Raw genomic sequence first — 15,381 nt, 5'->3', positions numbered from 1 at the left:
GTTCTGTGCTGCGTGGCACCAGGCTCCGGGGACCCGGTAGCGTGAGCCGACGATTCACAAGGTCCCCCATTGGTAGGAGTCCCGGTGACGCAGAGTGGACAGGGCGAGGAGCCCTCGGCGCGCCCCGCGCGCGAAGGCATCGTGCTGCCCTCCGACGGTGGTGAGCCCCTGCTGCCGGGCATGACGGCCGGACCGGTCGCGCCGGGCGGCGGCACGGAGGGCCGGCCCCCCGCCGGCGGTTTCCCCGCCTCGGCCCCGCCCGGCGGTCAGACCTGGGGCACGCCGTGGGGCCCCGACCAGCAGAACCCGGGACCGCCGGTGAGCCAGGACTGGCCGTCCCCGTCCGACGGCGGCCAGTGGGGCCCGCCCGGCCCACCCGGCCCGTCCCCGTGGAGCGACCAGAACACGCCCCAGGGTCCTCAGGGCCCCGGCCCCCTGCCCCCCGAGAACACGCAGCCCCCGCATGGTTCCTACGGCGCGGGGACGCCGGGCGCCGGTCACGGCGGGCACCCGTCGTACGGCTCCGGCGCCGGATACGGCGCTCCCGCCCCGCACGCGTACGGCTCCCCGGCCGGTGGCGCGCCCGACGGGACGGAAGGGGCGACCCAGTTCCTCCCTCCGGTGCCCGCGGGCGGTGCCGGCGAGGGCGCGACGCAGTACATACCCCCGGTGGGCCCGGGCGCGCTGCCGCCCGAGATGCCCGCCGCCCACGACTCCGAGGCCACCCGGTACCTGGGGCTCCCCGCGCAGAGCACGCCCGGCGCGGGCAGCCCGGACGCCGAGGCCACCCAGTACATGGCCCCCGTCACCGACCAGCCCCCCGGGCAGCCCTACGGCGCCCCCGCCCCGCCGCCTGGCGAGGGCAACCGGCAGCCGCCCGCCGAGTTCGACAACCTCTTCCGCAGTGACGACGGCGGCCCGGCCGGATCCACCCAGCAGCTTCCGCGCGTGGGGTACGGCGGGCCCCCGCCGGCCGCATCCGCCCCGCACCCGCACGGACCGACCGGCAGTGGCCGGGGCGGACGCGGCGGCGGCCGCTCGGGCACCCGCGTGCCGGTCATCGCGGCGGTCGGCATCGGCATCGCCGTCCTCGGCGTCGGCGCGGGCGCCCTGCTCGGCAGCGGGGGCGGGGACGACAACAGCGGCAACCAGACCGTGGCCGCCAGCGCCCCCGCGACCGAGGAGGCGTCCCCCTCGCCGACCGTGGACCCCGCCCGTGAGCAGGCCGTGGAGCTGGACAAGCTGCTGGCCGACAGCGGTGACAGCCGCACCACCGTGATCAACGCGGTCGCCGATGTGAAGGCCTGCCGCGACCTCGCCGCGGCCGCCAAGGACCTGCGGGACGCGGCCGGGCAGCGCAGCCGCCTGGTGACCGATCTCTCCGCCCTCTCCGTGGACAAGCTGCCGGACCACCAGGCCCTGACCAGCGCGCTCACCAAGGCGTGGCAGGCGTCCGCCTCGGCCGACAACCACTACGCGGCCTGGGCGGACCAGGTGGCCGGGTCCAAGGGCAAGTCCTGCAAGAAGGGGCAGGCCCGCGCCACCAAGCAGACCCAGGCGGGCAACCGGGCCAGCGGCACCGCGACCGCGGAAAAGGGCAAGGCGGCGCAGCTGTGGAACGCGATCGCCCGGCAGTACGGCCTCACCGAACGCCAGCCCACCCAGCTCTGACCGGCCCCCGGCGGCCGGTCACAGGTCCGCGTTCCGCAGGGTCTTCGTCACATCGGTGAAGCCCTTGCGGGCCGCGACCAGCCGGCCGTTCTCGACCACCTGCAGGGTCACGTGCGCGTTGACCAGCCGGGGGAAGCCGACGGCGGCGAGCTCGTCCTGGAACTTCCACCGCAGGGTGGGTGTGAGCCCGCCCGTGTCGGTCCTCAGCCCGCCGTCCAGCGCCTCGCTCACCGTGTCGGCGGTCACCGGGCCGTCGCCGAGCGACTCGACGGCCCGGCGGAACACGGTGTAGGCGATCCACGTGGTCTGCACCCCGGCGTCGGCCGGGTCGATCCGGTTGTCGCCGAACGCCTCCTGCTCGATCACCTTCTTCATCCCGTCCCAGCGGGCGTCGCTCGCCGCCGGGTACCAGCCGGTGACGTACGACCCCTCGTACGGCCCCGACGCCCCGCCGGACGCGTCGATGGTCGTCTGGTCGACGCTGCCCAGCACGGTCGCCGTGCGCACGTCGGGATAACCGGCGCGGGCCCGCCGGAAGGAGTCCATGAAGGTGCCCGTGCGGTCGCCGAGCGCGGGCACGACACAGCCCTGATCGCCGGTGGCGGAGGTGGCCCGCCGCAGAGCCCGGTGCACCTGCTCCTGGTACGAGGTGGCGGTCTCCGGGGCGCGCTGGTCGCCGGTGGAGGCGTGCCCGCCCGCCCGCAGGCCCGAGTCGAGCAGCGGGGGCAGCTGATCGCCCGCGATGCTGTCGGGCCGGACCAGGGTGACCGGACCGCAGCTGTCGGCGAGGGTGCGGCCCAGCCCGGCCAGCAGCGTCGGCTGGCCGCCGTTGACGGGGTAGGACAGGGGGCTGGTGAACTCGTCGTTGGTGATGCCGTAGCCGCCGATGTACGGGATACCGGCGCCCTCCAGGGTGGGCAGGAAGGCGTCGGCGTACTGGCTGTAGGAGCCGACGACCGCGACGGCCTTCTCCTCGACGGCGCGCCGGGCGCACCGCGAGGCAGTCACGGCGTCGTTCTTCTCGTTGCAGGTCAGCACGTTCAGCCGGCGCCCGTCGATACCGCTCTGAGCGTTGAGCCAGCGGGCGTACGCCTGGGCGAACGCGGGCATTCCGGGCTTGTTGGTGGCGTCGGTGTTCTCGGGTGCCCAGGTCATCACGGTGATGGTGTCGTCCCCGGAGCCGCCCGTGACGCCGGGGACGATCCCGCACCCGGCGAGGAGCGAGGCGCACGCCGCCAGCGCGCCCGCGGTCAGGGCGCCGGCCTTAACGGGCCGGGTGAGGAGGCGGGGGAGGAGGGTGCTGCGGGTCTGTCGCCTGCCGGTCATGCCCCCGCACGATTCCGCCACACGGCCAACCATGGAGTGACCCTCGGTCAACGCACGGTGACTGGGAGGTGAATTGCGGGGTCCCCTGCCGCCCGTCGGACCCGGAAACGTACGATCGACGACCGTGCAAGGTTCGGAGAACTCTTCCCGTCGCGGCCGTCGCTCCTCCACCATGGGCGGCATGCCACTCAACGACATGCCGTGGTGGCGCTGGCGCAGCAATGTGCGCTCCGCGCTGCACATGCTCTCCGACCCGGGCTTCCAGCGGGACGTCTGGCTGGCCGGCGTGCCCGGCTACGGGGACGTCACCGACGCCGTCTACCGGCTGGTCGAGGACACCTGGCTGGACAACTGGTCCGCCGAGAAGTACGTCGGAACGATCTTCCGCGACTCCCAGGAGGCGGCGCTCGTCGACACCGCGGTGCTGCGCGTGCTGCGGATCATGCACCAGGTCGGGCCCGACGCGCCGGTGACCGCCTACCTCGAGCACGAGGGATGGCCGGAGGCGGTGCGGGCCGCGCGGGACGCCCATGTCCGGATGGCGGCCAGCGACGGCGAGGACCCCGACGCCCCGCCGAGCACCCTCGAGGTGCTGCGGATCCTGACCCGGTCCGCGTAGCGGGACGGCCGGCCGGGCGGCAGCCCGCGTGTGCGACCCTTTTCTTCATGAGCGAGCAGCCCACCCGAGCAGCGGCCCCGGCCGACCAGTACGTTCTCACCCTGTCCTGTCCCGACAAGCAGGGCATCGTGCACGCCGTGTCGAGCTATCTGTTCATGACCGGCTGCAACATCGAGGACAGCCAGCAGTTCGGTGACCACGACACGGGACTGTTCTTCATGCGCGTCCACTTCTCCGCGGACGCACCGGTGACCGTGGAGAAGCTGCGGGCGAGCTTCGCCGCGATCGGTGACTCCTTCCAGATGGAGTGGCAGATCAACCGGGCCGACGAGAAGATGCGCATCCTGCTCATGGTCAGCAGGTTCGGACACTGTCTGAACGACCTCCTGTTCCGCGCGCGGACCGGGGCGCTGCCCGTGGAGATCGCCGGAGTGGTGTCCAATCACACCGATTTCGCCGAGCTGGTGGCTTCGTACAACATTCCCTTCCACCACATTCCGGTGCCGAAGGACGGCAAGCCGGAGGCCGAGGCCAGGCTGCTGGAGATCGTGCGCGAGGAGAAGGTCGAACTCGTCGTCCTCGCCCGCTATATGCAGGTGCTCTCCGACGATCTGTGCAAGCAGCTCTCCGGGCGGATCATCAACATCCACCACTCCTTCCTGCCGAGCTTCAAGGGTGCGAAGCCGTACCACCAGGCGCATATGCGGGGCGTGAAGCTCATCGGCGCGACCGCGCACTATGTCACCGCCGACCTCGACGAGGGCCCGATCATCGAGCAGGAGGTCGAGCGGGTGGGGCACGACGTCACCCCCGAAGGGCTGGTCGCGATCGGGCGGGACGTGGAGTGCCAGGCGCTGGCGCGGGCGGTGAAGTGGCATGCGGAGCGGAGGATTCTGCTGAACGGCCGCAGGACTGTGGTTTTCGCCTGAGGAGTGGGGGGGTTGCGGTTTCGTCGGCGGCTGCGCGGCTCCCAGGGGCGCGGGGAACTGCGCGAACGGCCCCCCACCGGCCCGCAGCCGCCGACGAAACCCCAACCCGCCCCTACATACGGCTCATGCTCGCCGCGGCGAACAGTACGTCCTTGATCGCCGCGCGGTCACCGACCTGCCCCACCGCCGCTTCCCGCGGAGCGACATGCCCCGCCGCGAGCCGGCAGAACTCCGCGCCGTCCAGCGCGACATGGGCCACCTCGTGCTCGGCGGAGCCCTTCGCCGCGGGTGAGTCCAGTGGGATCAGCCACTCCCCGCCCCCGGACCCCTCGATCTCCAGCCGCAGGCTGCGCCCGGGCTCCCCGGCGGCGACCAGGCGGCGCTCCACGGGGGAGGCCAGTCCGTGCAGCCGGCGGTGTTCCAGCACGGTGGGGAGCATCCGTGCGGCCAGGTCGACCATGCGGTGCAGATGCCGCCCGGAAGGCGGATCGTACGGGTAGTCCACGGCCTCGGCGATGTCCTCCCCGTGCACCCAGCACTCGAAGGCACGGTCCAGCATCGCGTCGTGCAGCGGCAGTTCGAAGTCGCCGTACGGCACGGTCATCCGCCCGGTCGCGCTGCCCGTGAACGACACCGTCCGTACGAGCGCGTGGCTCTGCTCGCGCCAGGGCGCGCGGACGGAGCGGGTGGGCGGGAAGTGGGCGGCCCGCCAGTAGGCCTCGGTCCGGTCCGCCGGGGTGGGCCGGGCGGGAGTGACGTCGCCGAGCGGGTCGTCCAGGCCGAGGGCGACCGCGACCAGCCCGTCGACCGTCAGCAGGTGCGCGATCACCCCGGCGACGGTGGTGCGGCGGCTGCTCGCCTCGTCCGCCTCGTACCAGCGCAGCCGCACCGGCGCGTGCCACTCGGAGTCGCCGAAGTCCTGGAGCAGCGCGTCCAGCCGCGCGGTCTCGGCGTCGTAGGCGGCGGCCCACTCCGGTATGGGGATGCGCGGCGGGCGCCGTTCCAGACAGGAGTCGAGGACGCGGGTGCGCAGGCCGGGGTCCAGGTCGAGACTCTCGGGACGATGGAGCAGGCCGACCGCTTCGCGCAGCCGCAGCGCCTCGTCCGCGCAGGGTCCGCAGTCGCCCAGGTGCTCCTCCACGGCCTCCGCCTCCGCGGGCGCGCACGCGGCCAGCGCCCAGGCACCAAGCAGCGACTTCAGGACATGGTGCTCCAGCACGAGGGGCGTACCGTCCGGCCCGTTCGCCGCGCGGTGCTCGTCGGTCACGCGGCACCCCCGATACCGGGCGGGGCGCCCGGGGCCTCGGTGTCGTGGGCGGTGGCCAGTAACTGCAGGCCGAGGCGGAGCCGGCGGCGGGCCTCGTCGTCGGTGACGCCGAGGTCGACGGCGGTCTGGTGGTAGTCCCGGCGCTGGAAATAGGCCAGTTCCAGGGCGGCCCGCAGGGGCGCCGGCATGGACTGGACGATGTAGTCGGCGCGGGCGGCCACCGAGGCGTGCCGCACCTTGCGCTCCAGCTCCTCCGGGGTGCCGGGGCCACCCCGGGCGAGCGCCGCGGTCTCGGTGGTGCGCAGCCGCTGCACGGCCACCCGGTTGGTCAGCGCGGCGAGCCAGCTGCGCAGCGTGCCCTGTTGGGGATCGTAGGAGTCCGGGTGCTCCCAGACATGGGCGAAGACGTCGCGGGTGATCCCGTCGGCCGCGTGTTCGTCGCCGACGACGCGGTGGGCGAGGCCGTGGACGAGGGAGGCGAACCGGTCGTAGAGCTCACCGAGCGCGGCTGCCTCCCCGCGCGCCAGCCGTTGCTGCATCTTGCGGTCCCAGCGGGGCGGTACGTCCCTTTTCGGCATGCTGCCCCTCACCCCCTGTTCCTCCCCCGGAACCCCGGGCCGGTCGGTGCGCGGGGTCGGCGTGTGGCCGGTGACCCCATGAATGTAGTCGGCATGAACAAGGGCGCACGCCCCTTTATGGCAATGTGCGCCCCCGACGGAGCCGCAGGTGGTAAGGGGCCGCCGGGGCACGTCGGACATGGTTCGGGACACGTCTACCCCTTCTCACGCCGAGGTCACGCCGATCGGAACCGATCGAATCGGATCGAAGACGACTAGAACAAGCCGTTTCCGTTCGGAAATCGTTTCCCGGGTCGTGTTTCAGGGAACGGCCGGTGGGCAGCCGCGCTGCAAGGAAGCGTAGGGACTGCTTCCGTTTCGGCGAGCGAGGGGCGTGGTGGTGACCTTCAAAGTGACCGATCAAGAGCACGGCGAATGGGCCGTGCTCCGGGTGTCGGGCGAACTGGACCTGGTGACGTCCCCGGTGCTGCGCCAGCGGGTGCACGACGTGGTGGCCGAGGGCCGGCACAGCCTCGTCCTCGATCTCTCCCAGGTGTGGTTCTGCGACTCCAGCGGGGTGGGCGTGCTCATCGCCTCCCGCCGGCTGCTGCGCTCCTGCCAGGGCCGTCTGCGGCTGATCCTCCCCGCGCGGGGGGCCGCCGACGGCAGTCACGTCAACAAGGTGCTCGGCGCCCTCGGTGTCCGCCGTCTCTTCGAGATTCACCCGGACGTCCCGTCCGCGGTCGACGAGGACTCCCGTCCGCTGTCGGCCTGATCCCCGTCGCCGGCCGGCCGCGCGCCGGGGGACCGCTCGCACGTGTCACACGGTTGTCCCGGTATTCCCCCGGTCTTGGTCCAGGCGCCGTCTTCGGGATCCCCGGCGGCCCCCCACCACGTACGCTCCCTGCGAGACGACCCCACTGACCTAAGGCGGCCTGAAAGAGACATGGTCACCAGCGAGTACGAGCGCAGGATCGCGGCACGGTTCGCCATCTTCGACCAGGACGGCAACGGTTACATCGACCGCGAGGACTTCAGCGGAGCGGCCAAGGCGCTGCTCGCCGAGTTCGGCACCGCCGCCCGCTCCGACCGGGGCCAGGCCCTCTACATCGGGGCCGAGGCGTTCTGGCAGGGCATGGCGGGTATCGCGGACCGGGACGGCGACCAGCGCATCACGCGCGAGGAGTTCGTGAACGGCGCCGTCAAGCGGCTGCGGGACAACCCGGACCGGTTCGCAGAGATCGCCCGCCCCTTCCTGCACGCGGCGCTCGCCGTGGCGGACACCGCCGGCGACGGCACGGTCGGCGTCGACAACACCGCCCGGGTACTCAAGGTGCTCGGCCTTGCCGAGGACCTCGCCGCAACGGTCGCCGCCACGCTGGACACCGACGGCGACGGCAGGATCGGCGAGGAGGAGATCGTCCGGGCCTTCGCCCGCTACTTCACCGTCCCGGAGTGACGCACCCCGTGCGGATGTCGCGGATTGTGGCATTCCTGTGATCACGGAGCGTTGAGACGCACTTTGTGTCCTCTGCGTGACTCGTCACGGCCCGGAGTCGGACGTCCGCTCCGGTACCTTGTGTGAGATGCGAGTCGTTGTGAGCACGCACCGCGCCGGAGTCGCCCCCGAGGCGGCTCCGTCTCCGCTGGTGCCGGCGGTTGCTCGCCGGGCGTCCGGGCCTTCTGCAGACGCCTGTTCGACCCCCCGTCGCGAGCGTCGCACAGTATGCCGCACAGGTACTCCTTCGCGCGGGAATATGCCCGAAGCGCTTGTTGACGTGACGGTACGTCAACCACGCTGTCCCATAAGGGATTCACGTTCCGTGACTCCGGTCCGGGCCATTGTTCTGGCCATGCAGAAAATGGCTACGATCGTGGCTCTCGTGACGCGCGAGTCCAAGTGTCCGCCGGTTCGGATGGTGTGAGCGGTGCAGGTGCTTCAAGTGCAGTTGGAGATCCGGCCCGACCCCGCTGAGGTGGGACGGGCCCGGCGGTGGGCACGCTCACGGCTGGCCGGTTCCGGCATAGGGGTCGACGAACCACTGGCCGAGACGCTGATCCTGCTCGTCTCGGAACTCGTCACCAACGCCGTGGTGCACACCGGCCGTCCTGCCGTGCTGCGGCTCTCCCTGCCGGGCGCGGAGGCGGCCGAGGAGGCCATCGTCCGCGTGGAGGTGGCCGACCGGAGCGACCGGGCGCCGGTGCCGCGCTGTGTGGACGGAGAGTCGACCGGCGGGCGTGGACTCGCCCTCGTGGACGGCCTGGCCGACCGCTGGGGATGGAGCGCCGAGGGCGTCGGCAAGCGCATCTGGTGCGAACTGGACCGCTGCGCGGCGGAATCCGAGGCCGCGCCGGCCCCCGCCGGGGGAGCCGCGGCGTTCGACGGGCTGGCCTACGAGGCGGTGTGAGTACACCCGGTGTACGGGTGCACGGTGAGCCGTCCGTGCGGGGTGCCGGCTGAGCCGGTGCGCCGGGTGTGCTTCCGTGCGCGGCCCCCGCAAACAGGGCGTATGCCGCATCCAACTCCTTCTCACCCGAATCGGTGTTGACGCGCCGTGACCGGTTGATCACGCTGTTCGTCAGCGATTCGCCGCGAGGGGACGACGAGGGCCCGACGACGGGAGCCCTCGGCGAGTGTGGGTCGTGATTCGGCGTCGGCTCCCCCCGGGGCCAGGGGGAGCCCGGGCGGGAGTGCCGGAGCCGAAGAGCGGTGCGGCGCTGCCGTGCTCGGGGCGGACGGCGCCGCACCGCCACAGTGCCGCCCCGGTTGTCCACAGGGTGTGGACAGTTATCGGAGTGTGGACAGTCCTCCGCTCATCCCGCGACGGACGCCCCCAGCGGCCCGTCCTGCCGCCCGCCCGCCGCCCGGAAGGTCCGCCGGTACGCCGTCGGGGTCACCCCCAGCGCCGCCTGGAGGTGCTGCCGCATCGACTGCGCTGTCCCGAAACCGGCGTCCCGCGCCACCTGGTCCACGGACAGATCGGTGGACTCCAGCAGCTGCCGGGCCCGCTCCACCCGCTGCCGCGTCAGCCACTGCCCCGGACTCACCCCGGTCTCCTCGCGGAACCGGCGCGTGAAGGTGCGTACCGACATCGCCTCCCGCGCGGCCATGTCCCGCAGTTGAATCGGCTCGTGCAGCCGGCCCAGGGCCCAGGCGCGGGCGCCGCTCGTCGACGCCTGCTGGGCCTCGGGCACCGGCCGCTGGATGTACTGCGCCTGCCCGCCGTCCCGGTGCGGCGGTACGACCGTCCGCCGGGCCACGTCGTTGGCCACGTCGGCGCCGTGGTCGCGCCGCACCATGTGCAGGCACAGGTCGATGCCGGCCGCGACGCCCGCCGACGTCAGGATGTCGCCGTCGTCGATGTACAGCACGTCCGGCTCGACCTCGACGCGCGGGAAGAGCCGCTGGAGGCGCTCGGCGTCCGCCCAGTGCGTGGTCGCGCGGCGCCCGTCGAGGAGTCCGGCGGCGGCGAGGACGTAGACGCCGGTGCAGATGGACGCGATCCGGGTGCCGGGCCGGATCAGGGCGAGGGCGGCGGCCAACTCGCCGGTCAGCTCGCCGCGCTCGTAGACCGGACCGAGCTCGTAGGAGGCCGGGATGATCACCGTGTCGGCGGTGGCGAGGGCCTCGGGGCCGTGGGCGACGTCGATCGTGAAGTCGGCGTCGGTCTGGACGGGCCCGGGCGGCCGGACCGAACAGGTGACGACCTCGTACAGCCGCCGGCCCCGGCCGTCGCGCGGGCGGCCGAAGATGCGGTGCGGAATGCCCGTCTCGAAGGGCAGCAGTCCGTCGAGGGCGAGCACGACGACCCGGTGGGGCCGGACGTCGTCGGACAGGTGCGCGGACTCGGCCGGATCCATGGCCCGATCCTAGCGAAGGCTGTCCTTCGGGCCACTCGATGCGGCGGCCCGCCGCACCGGAAGCTCTATGGCGTGACCCGGACAAGCGAGACAGCCGCCGTCGTGGAGCCGCCCGCGGGCGGCCGCAAGCCCGCCCGCGCCCGTGTCCACCGCGCGTGGTTCGTCGCCGCCGTCACCTTCGTGACCATCATCGGCGCCGCCGCGTTCCGTTCCGTGCCGGGCCTGTTCATCGACCCGTTGCACGAGGAGTTCGGGTGGTCGCGCGGGACCATCGGCGCGGCGGTCTCCGTGAACCTCGCGCTGTACGGGCTCACCGCGCCCTTCGCGGCGGCGCTGATGGACCGCTACGGCATCCGCCGGGTGGTCGCCGTCGCCCTCACCGTGATCGCGCTCGGCTCCGGGCTGACGGTGTGGATGACCGCGGCCTGGCAGCTGATGCTGTGCTGGGGCCTGCTGGTCGGCCTCGGCTCCGGCTCGATGGCGCTGGCCTTCGCCGCGACCGTCACCAACCGCTGGTTCACCGAACGCCGGGGCCTGGTCACCGGCATCCTCACCGCCGCGTCCGCCTCCGGGCAGCTGATCTTCCTGCCGGTGCTGTCCTGGGTCGTCGACCGGCACGACTGGCGGCCGGCCGCCGTCACCGTGGCCCTCGCCGCCCTCGCGGTGGTTCCGTTCGTCTGGCTGCTGCTGCACGACCATCCGGCCGACGTGGGGCAGAAGCCGTACGGGGCAAAGGAGTTCGTGCCCAAGCCCGCACCCGTGCCGGGGGCCGCCCGGCGGGCGGTGACCGTGCTGTTCGCGGCGGTGCGGACCGGGCCCTTCTGGCTGCTCGCCGGCACCTTCGCGATCTGCGGGGCCTCGACGAACGGGCTGATTCAGACCCACTTCGTGCCGGCGTCCCACGACCACGGCATGCCGATCACCACCGCGGCGTCGCTGCTGGCCGTCATCGGGGTCTTCGACGTCGTCGGAACGGTGGCGTCGGGGTGGTTCACCGACCGGTTCGATTCACGGCGGCTGCTGGCCGTCTACTACGCGCTGCGCGGGGTCTCGCTGCTGTTCCTGCCGCTGCTGCTGGGGCCGAGCGTGCACCCGCCGATGCTCTTCTTCATCGTGTTCTACGGGCTGGACTGGGTCGCCACCGTGCCGCCGACGCTGGCGCTGTGCCGGGAGCACTACGGGGACGACAGCCCGATCGTCTTCGGCTGGGTACTCGCCTCCCATCAGGTGGGGGCGGCCCTGGTCGCCTTCGCGGGAGGTGCCGCCCGGGATGTGTTCGGGTCGTATGACGTGGTCTGGTACGCGTCGGGAGCGTTGTGCGCGGCGGCGGCGCTGATGGCGCTGGTGATCAGGAAGCGGCCGGCCGCGCCGTTTGCGATGACGTGACCGGCCGCGCTCACATGCGGGGGAGGCGGGAAGCCTCTCCCGTGCGGGCGATCGCCTTCGCCATGCGCCGCGCGTCCAGGGCCAGTTCACGGAGATTGCCGCTGATCGGGTTCGTGTAACCCGTGAAGTGCAGGCCCGGAGCGTGGGGCGCGGTACGGGGGCCGTGGACCACGGGTCTGCCGCGCTCGTCGAGAACGTCGAGTCCGCCGACCAGCTTCTCCAGCCCCCGCGCGTAACCCGTGGCCGCCACGACCACTTCCGGAGCGATGCGCTTACCGTCCGCCAGGACGACCCGCCCCTCCTCGAACCCCTTCACCGCGGCCACGACCTCGACCGTCCCCTTGCGCACGGCGTCGATCAGACCGACGTCCTGCACGGGGATGGCCCCCTCCCGCACCCGGGTGTACAGACCGGAGTCGGGCCGGGGCAGACCCTGCGCCGACAGGTCCGGCAGCGCCACCCGCGCCTGGACCCGGCACAGCCGGTCGACGAGACCGACCGGCAGCCGCCGCACCAGGATCCCCGAGTACTGCGCCGGCCACCCGGCGGTCGAGCGGCGCACGATGTGCGGCGGGGTGCGCACCGCCAGCCGCACCCGGGAGGCGCCGCCCTCCACCAGGTCCACGGCTATCTCGGCACCCGTGTTGCCGACGCCCACGACGAGCACGTCCCGGCCGGCGTAGGGCTTCGGGTCGCGGTAGGCGGACGCGTGCAGGAACTCGCCGGTGTACGTGTCCCGTCCGGGCCACTCGGGGACGCGCGGGGTGTGGTTGTACCCCGTGGCGACGACGACCGCCGCGCCGGTCAACTCCCGGCCACCGGTGGCGTGCAGCAGCCAGCCCCCGCCGTCGGGGGCGCGCTCGATCCGGGAGACCTCGACACCGGTGACGATCTCCAGGCGGTGGTGCTCGGCGTACTTCTCCAGGTAGCGGACCACGTCGTCCCGGGCCACCCACCGCCCGAACCGGCGCGGCATCCGCAACCCGGGCAGGGCGGACATCCGCCGGGTGGTGTGCAGGCGCAGCCGGTGGTAATGGCGCCGCCAGGAGTCGCCGACGTGGTCGGCCCGTTCCAGGACGACGGCCCGTATTCCCCGTGCGCGCAGGGCGTAGGCGGCGGCGAGTCCGCCCGGTCCGCCGCCGATGACGTAGACGGGTCGGTCCACCCGGGGCGGTGCGGTGGGCTGCGCGGACGTGGCGGAACCGGGGGCGTCGGACGGGGCGGAGACGTCGGTCATGAGCGCGAGCGTAATCCGGCGCCTGGTTGATGGGTATCGGTCAAGACCGAAATTGGTTGCGGATTGATCACGTCTGTGGGAATCGCGTGCTTGAATGCCCGCTGCCCGAGGCGCGTGCGTGAGGCACGCCGGTGCCGGTGTCCCGCCCTGGGGGCTCCGCCCCCAGACCCCCGGCCTGTGCCCACCCGCCCCCCGACTCGGTTGGTCGAGAGGTGGGCGTCCCCTGGGGGGCTCCGCCCCCAGACCCCCGGGCCTATGCCCACCCGCCACTCGACTCGGTGGGTCGAGAGGCGGGCGTCTCCCCGGGGGCTCCGCCCCCGGACCCGCGGCGGGCTTTCTCCGGGGCTTGCCCCGAACGCCGAGCCCTCGGCCTCCAGCTCCGAGCCCTCGGTCTCCGGGCGCGTGTCCACCGCCACCGGACTCGGTGGGTCGAGAGGTGGGCGTCTTCCGGGGGCTCCGCCCCCGGGCCCTCCGGCGGGCGTTCTCCGGGGGCTTGACCCCCAGCCCCAAGTTCCTCGGTGAGAGGCCGGTGTTGACCGACGGTGGCCTCTCAGGGGCGGCCGGGGGCAGGCTGTGTCAGGGTCACGGCCACAGCAGGTTCCGCGTCCAGCCCTCGTCCCCCCGCTGGTAGCGCAGGCGGATGTGGCGGCGGTCCGGGTGGCCCTGGAAGAACTCCGCCTCGTTCGGGCGCAGGCGGTACAGGGTCCAGGATGGGGCCGGGGTTTCCGGGGCGCGGCGTGCCTGCTCCCAGGCGGCTTGCGAGGCTTGGGCCAGTTCCTCCGGTGAGGGAAGGACCTCGCTCTGTGTGCCGGTCAGGGCGGCGGCCAGGGCGCCGGTGGAGCGGGCGTGCAGGTCCGCCTGTGCCTCCTCGGCCGGGGCGACGCCGACGGGGCCGCGCACGCGTACCTGGCGGCCCAGCACCGGCCAGTAGAAGGCGAGCGCGGCGTACGGGCGGACGGCGAGCTGGCGGCCCTTGCGGCTGTGCGCGTGGGTCGCGAAGGACCAGCCCTGCTCGTCCGCGCCGTGCAGCATCACGATCCGCACGTCCGGCAGGCCCTCCGCGTCCGCCGTGGCCAGTGACATGGTGTGCGGCTCGGGCTGCCCGGCCTCCGCCGCCTCCGCCAGCCACCGCGCGAACAGCGGCAGCGGATCGGCGGGCGCGGCGTCCGGGTCGAACGGCGGCAGGTCGGTGACCGCCGGGTCCCACACCCGCAGGGTCCTCAGCAGCTCGTGGAGATCGGGTTCCATGCCTGGACCCGTCAGATCGACCCGAGGTCCGAGGACAGCCACCGTTCGGGCCGCATCCGCACGACGACCTGCTCGCCGTGGTTCTTCCAGGCGAAGTCGACGTACTCCTCGACCTTGTCGGCCGGCAGGTAGCGGGCGGAGATCTCCCGGAGCAGCTCGATCGTGGCGGGGCTGGTGTCGATCACCGGGCCCTCGACGGAGACGTAGCGGGTGGTGGGTTCGAGGCGGTCCACCAGGAGCGAGAACCGTCCCGCGGCGCTGATCAGCCGGTACTTGCGCGAGTGGAGGCCGGTCATGATCCACACGTCGCCGCCGGGCGCGTACTGGTACCAGATCGGCACGGTGAGCGGGGCGCGGCCGTCCTCCGCGTCCACCGCGAACGCGGCGACATGGGGTTCGGCGAGGAAGGCTTCACGTTCTTCGCGGGTCAGGGCCATGCGGGTTCCTCCTGCGATGTCTGCGGCCAGTGCTCGGGCATGCGCTTCATCGGCTCCAACACCGGGCGGGCGGTGGCGTGTTCCCTCATCTGTCCCGTGCAGCGCGACGGGCGGCGGTCCACCGGGTGGGCCGCCGCCCGTATGACAGGAATCGCGGGTTCGCGCGGGATGAGTGCGCCGTCGGCCGGCTACTTCGTGGGCTTTCTGCCGGTGACCCCCAGGTGCACCAGGAGTGCCAGGTTGGGCTTGAGTTCGGACTGCTTCACGCCCCAGGAGGAGAAACCTTTCTGGTGCGAGGCGACGGCCGCCAGCATGGCGACCAGGGAGCCGGCGATCGCCGCGGGGTTCACGTCCTTGTCGATCCGTCCCTTGGCCTGCAACTCGGCGACGGAGTCGGCCAGTGGGGTGCTCACCGTGTTCAGGACCTTCATGCGGATCTTGTAGAAACGCTTGTCGCCCTCGGCCGCGCCGAGGTCCACGACCCGCAGGATCGCTTCGTTGCGCCGCCAGAACTCCAGGAATCCGTCGACGAGTTCCTGGGCGGTCTGCCAGCCGGCCCGCCCGGTCCAGGAGCGGCCCTTCACCAGCTCCGTCAACGCGCCGCTCTCGGCCGCCATTTCCTCGGCGAGCTCCAGAACCGCGCCCTCGACGTCCGGGAAGTACTGGTAAAAGGTCGCCGGCGAAGTCCCCGCGCGGCGGGCCACATCGATGACTTTGACATCCCGGTAGGGGGAGGAGCTGAGCATCTCGCTGAGGCAGTCGAGCAGCTTCTGCCGGGTCGCCTGCCCACGCCGGCCGGCCACGCGGCCGTCGACGGTACGCACTTGTCCTGTCATGTCGTCA

At 72.7% G+C, this 15,381-nt stretch carries 15 protein-coding genes; 7 read left to right on the top strand and 8 right to left on the bottom strand.

Going from position 1 to position 15,381, the window contains the following annotated elements; translation table 11 throughout:
- Nucleotides 1-84 precede the first annotated feature (84 nt).
- Complete coding sequence (locus tag AB0L56_RS13880) at nucleotides 85-1,671, top strand: hypothetical protein (protein ID WP_365422699.1); 1,587 nt, start codon at nucleotides 85-87, stop codon at nucleotides 1,669-1,671.
- A gap of 18 nt (nucleotides 1,672-1,689) precedes the next feature.
- On the opposite strand, the gene AB0L56_RS13875 is transcribed toward AB0L56_RS13880, so the two are convergent.
- Nucleotides 1,690-2,997, bottom strand: coding sequence for an ABC transporter substrate-binding protein (locus tag AB0L56_RS13875; RefSeq protein ID WP_365422696.1), 1,308 nt, complete (start codon nucleotides 2,995-2,997; stop codon nucleotides 1,690-1,692).
- Nucleotides 2,998-3,169: 172 nt separating this feature from the next.
- Between AB0L56_RS13875 and AB0L56_RS13870 the strand changes: the two genes are divergently transcribed.
- Together AB0L56_RS13870 and purU are read left to right on the top strand one after the other, a co-directional pair.
- The gene (locus tag AB0L56_RS13870; protein WP_361037103.1) at nucleotides 3,170-3,616 is read left to right on the top strand and encodes a hypothetical protein; all 447 of its coding nucleotides are present in this window, start codon (nucleotides 3,170-3,172) and stop codon (nucleotides 3,614-3,616) included.
- Between the two features lie 47 nt (nucleotides 3,617-3,663).
- Complete coding sequence (gene purU, locus AB0L56_RS13865; protein ID WP_365422693.1) at nucleotides 3,664-4,545, top strand: formyltetrahydrofolate deformylase; 882 nt, start codon at nucleotides 3,664-3,666, stop codon at nucleotides 4,543-4,545.
- A 112-nt stretch (nucleotides 4,546-4,657) separates the two neighbouring features.
- On the opposite strand, the gene AB0L56_RS13860 is transcribed toward purU, so the two are convergent.
- Together AB0L56_RS13860 and AB0L56_RS13855 are read right to left on the bottom strand one after the other, a co-directional pair.
- A complete protein-coding gene (locus AB0L56_RS13860) occupies nucleotides 4,658-5,812 on the bottom strand; it encodes a maleylpyruvate isomerase N-terminal domain-containing protein (RefSeq protein WP_365422691.1) in 1,155 nt (384 codons plus the stop codon).
- On the bottom strand, nucleotides 5,809-6,390 hold the full coding sequence (locus AB0L56_RS13855; protein WP_365422688.1) for a sigma-70 family RNA polymerase sigma factor: 582 nt from the start codon (nucleotides 6,388-6,390) through the stop codon (nucleotides 5,809-5,811). Before AB0L56_RS13855 ends, AB0L56_RS13860 begins: the two co-directional genes overlap by 4 nt.
- Nucleotides 6,391-6,763: 373 nt before the next feature.
- Here AB0L56_RS13855 and AB0L56_RS13850 point away from each other — a divergent pair, with 373 nt between their 5' ends.
- The 3 genes from AB0L56_RS13850 (at nucleotide 6,764) to AB0L56_RS13840 (ending at nucleotide 8,777) form a co-directional block, all read left to right on the top strand.
- Nucleotides 6,764-7,144, top strand: coding sequence for an STAS domain-containing protein (locus AB0L56_RS13850; protein ID WP_361036989.1), 381 nt, complete (start codon nucleotides 6,764-6,766; stop codon nucleotides 7,142-7,144).
- 171 nt (nucleotides 7,145-7,315) lie between these two features.
- Nucleotides 7,316-7,828, top strand: a complete 513-nt coding sequence (locus AB0L56_RS13845; RefSeq protein ID WP_361036987.1) for an EF-hand domain-containing protein — start codon at nucleotides 7,316-7,318, stop codon at nucleotides 7,826-7,828.
- Nucleotides 7,829-8,312: 484 nt separating this feature from the next.
- Entirely contained in the window at nucleotides 8,313-8,777 is a 465-nt protein-coding gene (locus tag AB0L56_RS13840; protein ID WP_365423205.1) for an ATP-binding protein, read from the top strand.
- Nucleotides 8,778-9,183: 406 nt separating this feature from the next.
- On the opposite strand, the gene AB0L56_RS13835 is transcribed toward AB0L56_RS13840, so the two are convergent.
- A complete protein-coding gene (locus AB0L56_RS13835; protein WP_365422683.1) occupies nucleotides 9,184-10,230 on the bottom strand; it encodes a helix-turn-helix domain-containing protein in 1,047 nt (348 codons plus the stop codon).
- A gap of 72 nt (nucleotides 10,231-10,302) precedes the next feature.
- On the opposite strand from AB0L56_RS13835, the gene AB0L56_RS13830 reads away from it, so the two are divergent.
- Nucleotides 10,303-11,616: an MFS transporter gene (locus AB0L56_RS13830; RefSeq protein ID WP_365422680.1), complete on the top strand. Its 1,314-nt coding sequence runs from the start codon at nucleotides 10,303-10,305 to the stop codon at nucleotides 11,614-11,616.
- Nucleotides 11,617-11,626: 10 nt separating this feature from the next.
- On the opposite strand, the gene AB0L56_RS13825 is transcribed toward AB0L56_RS13830, so the two are convergent.
- The 4 genes from AB0L56_RS13825 to AB0L56_RS13810 all read right to left on the bottom strand — a co-directional run bounded on the left by AB0L56_RS13825 (nucleotide 11,627) and on the right by AB0L56_RS13810 (nucleotide 15,362).
- Entirely contained in the window at nucleotides 11,627-12,853 is a 1,227-nt protein-coding gene (locus AB0L56_RS13825) for an NAD(P)/FAD-dependent oxidoreductase (RefSeq protein WP_365422677.1), read from the bottom strand.
- Between the two features lie 582 nt (nucleotides 12,854-13,435).
- Nucleotides 13,436-14,101 (bottom strand): pyridoxal 5'-phosphate synthase, encoded by a 666-nt coding sequence (locus AB0L56_RS13820; RefSeq protein ID WP_365422674.1) that lies wholly within the window; start codon nucleotides 14,099-14,101, stop codon nucleotides 13,436-13,438.
- 11 nt (nucleotides 14,102-14,112) lie between these two features.
- A complete protein-coding gene (locus tag AB0L56_RS13815) occupies nucleotides 14,113-14,538 on the bottom strand; it encodes a pyridoxamine 5'-phosphate oxidase family protein (RefSeq protein ID WP_361037784.1) in 426 nt (141 codons plus the stop codon).
- A 188-nt stretch (nucleotides 14,539-14,726) separates the two neighbouring features.
- Nucleotides 14,727-15,362 (bottom strand): TetR family transcriptional regulator, encoded by a 636-nt coding sequence (locus tag AB0L56_RS13810; RefSeq protein WP_361037806.1) that lies wholly within the window; start codon nucleotides 15,360-15,362, stop codon nucleotides 14,727-14,729.
- Between the last annotated feature and the right edge of the window lie 19 nt (nucleotides 15,363-15,381).

The organism is Streptomyces sp. NPDC052079, assembly GCF_040680275.1.
GTDB lineage: Bacteria > Actinomycetota > Actinomycetes > Streptomycetales > Streptomycetaceae > Streptomyces.
The sequence above is the reverse complement of the archived record's forward strand: the minus strand, read 5'-3'. Positions and strand labels throughout refer to the sequence as shown.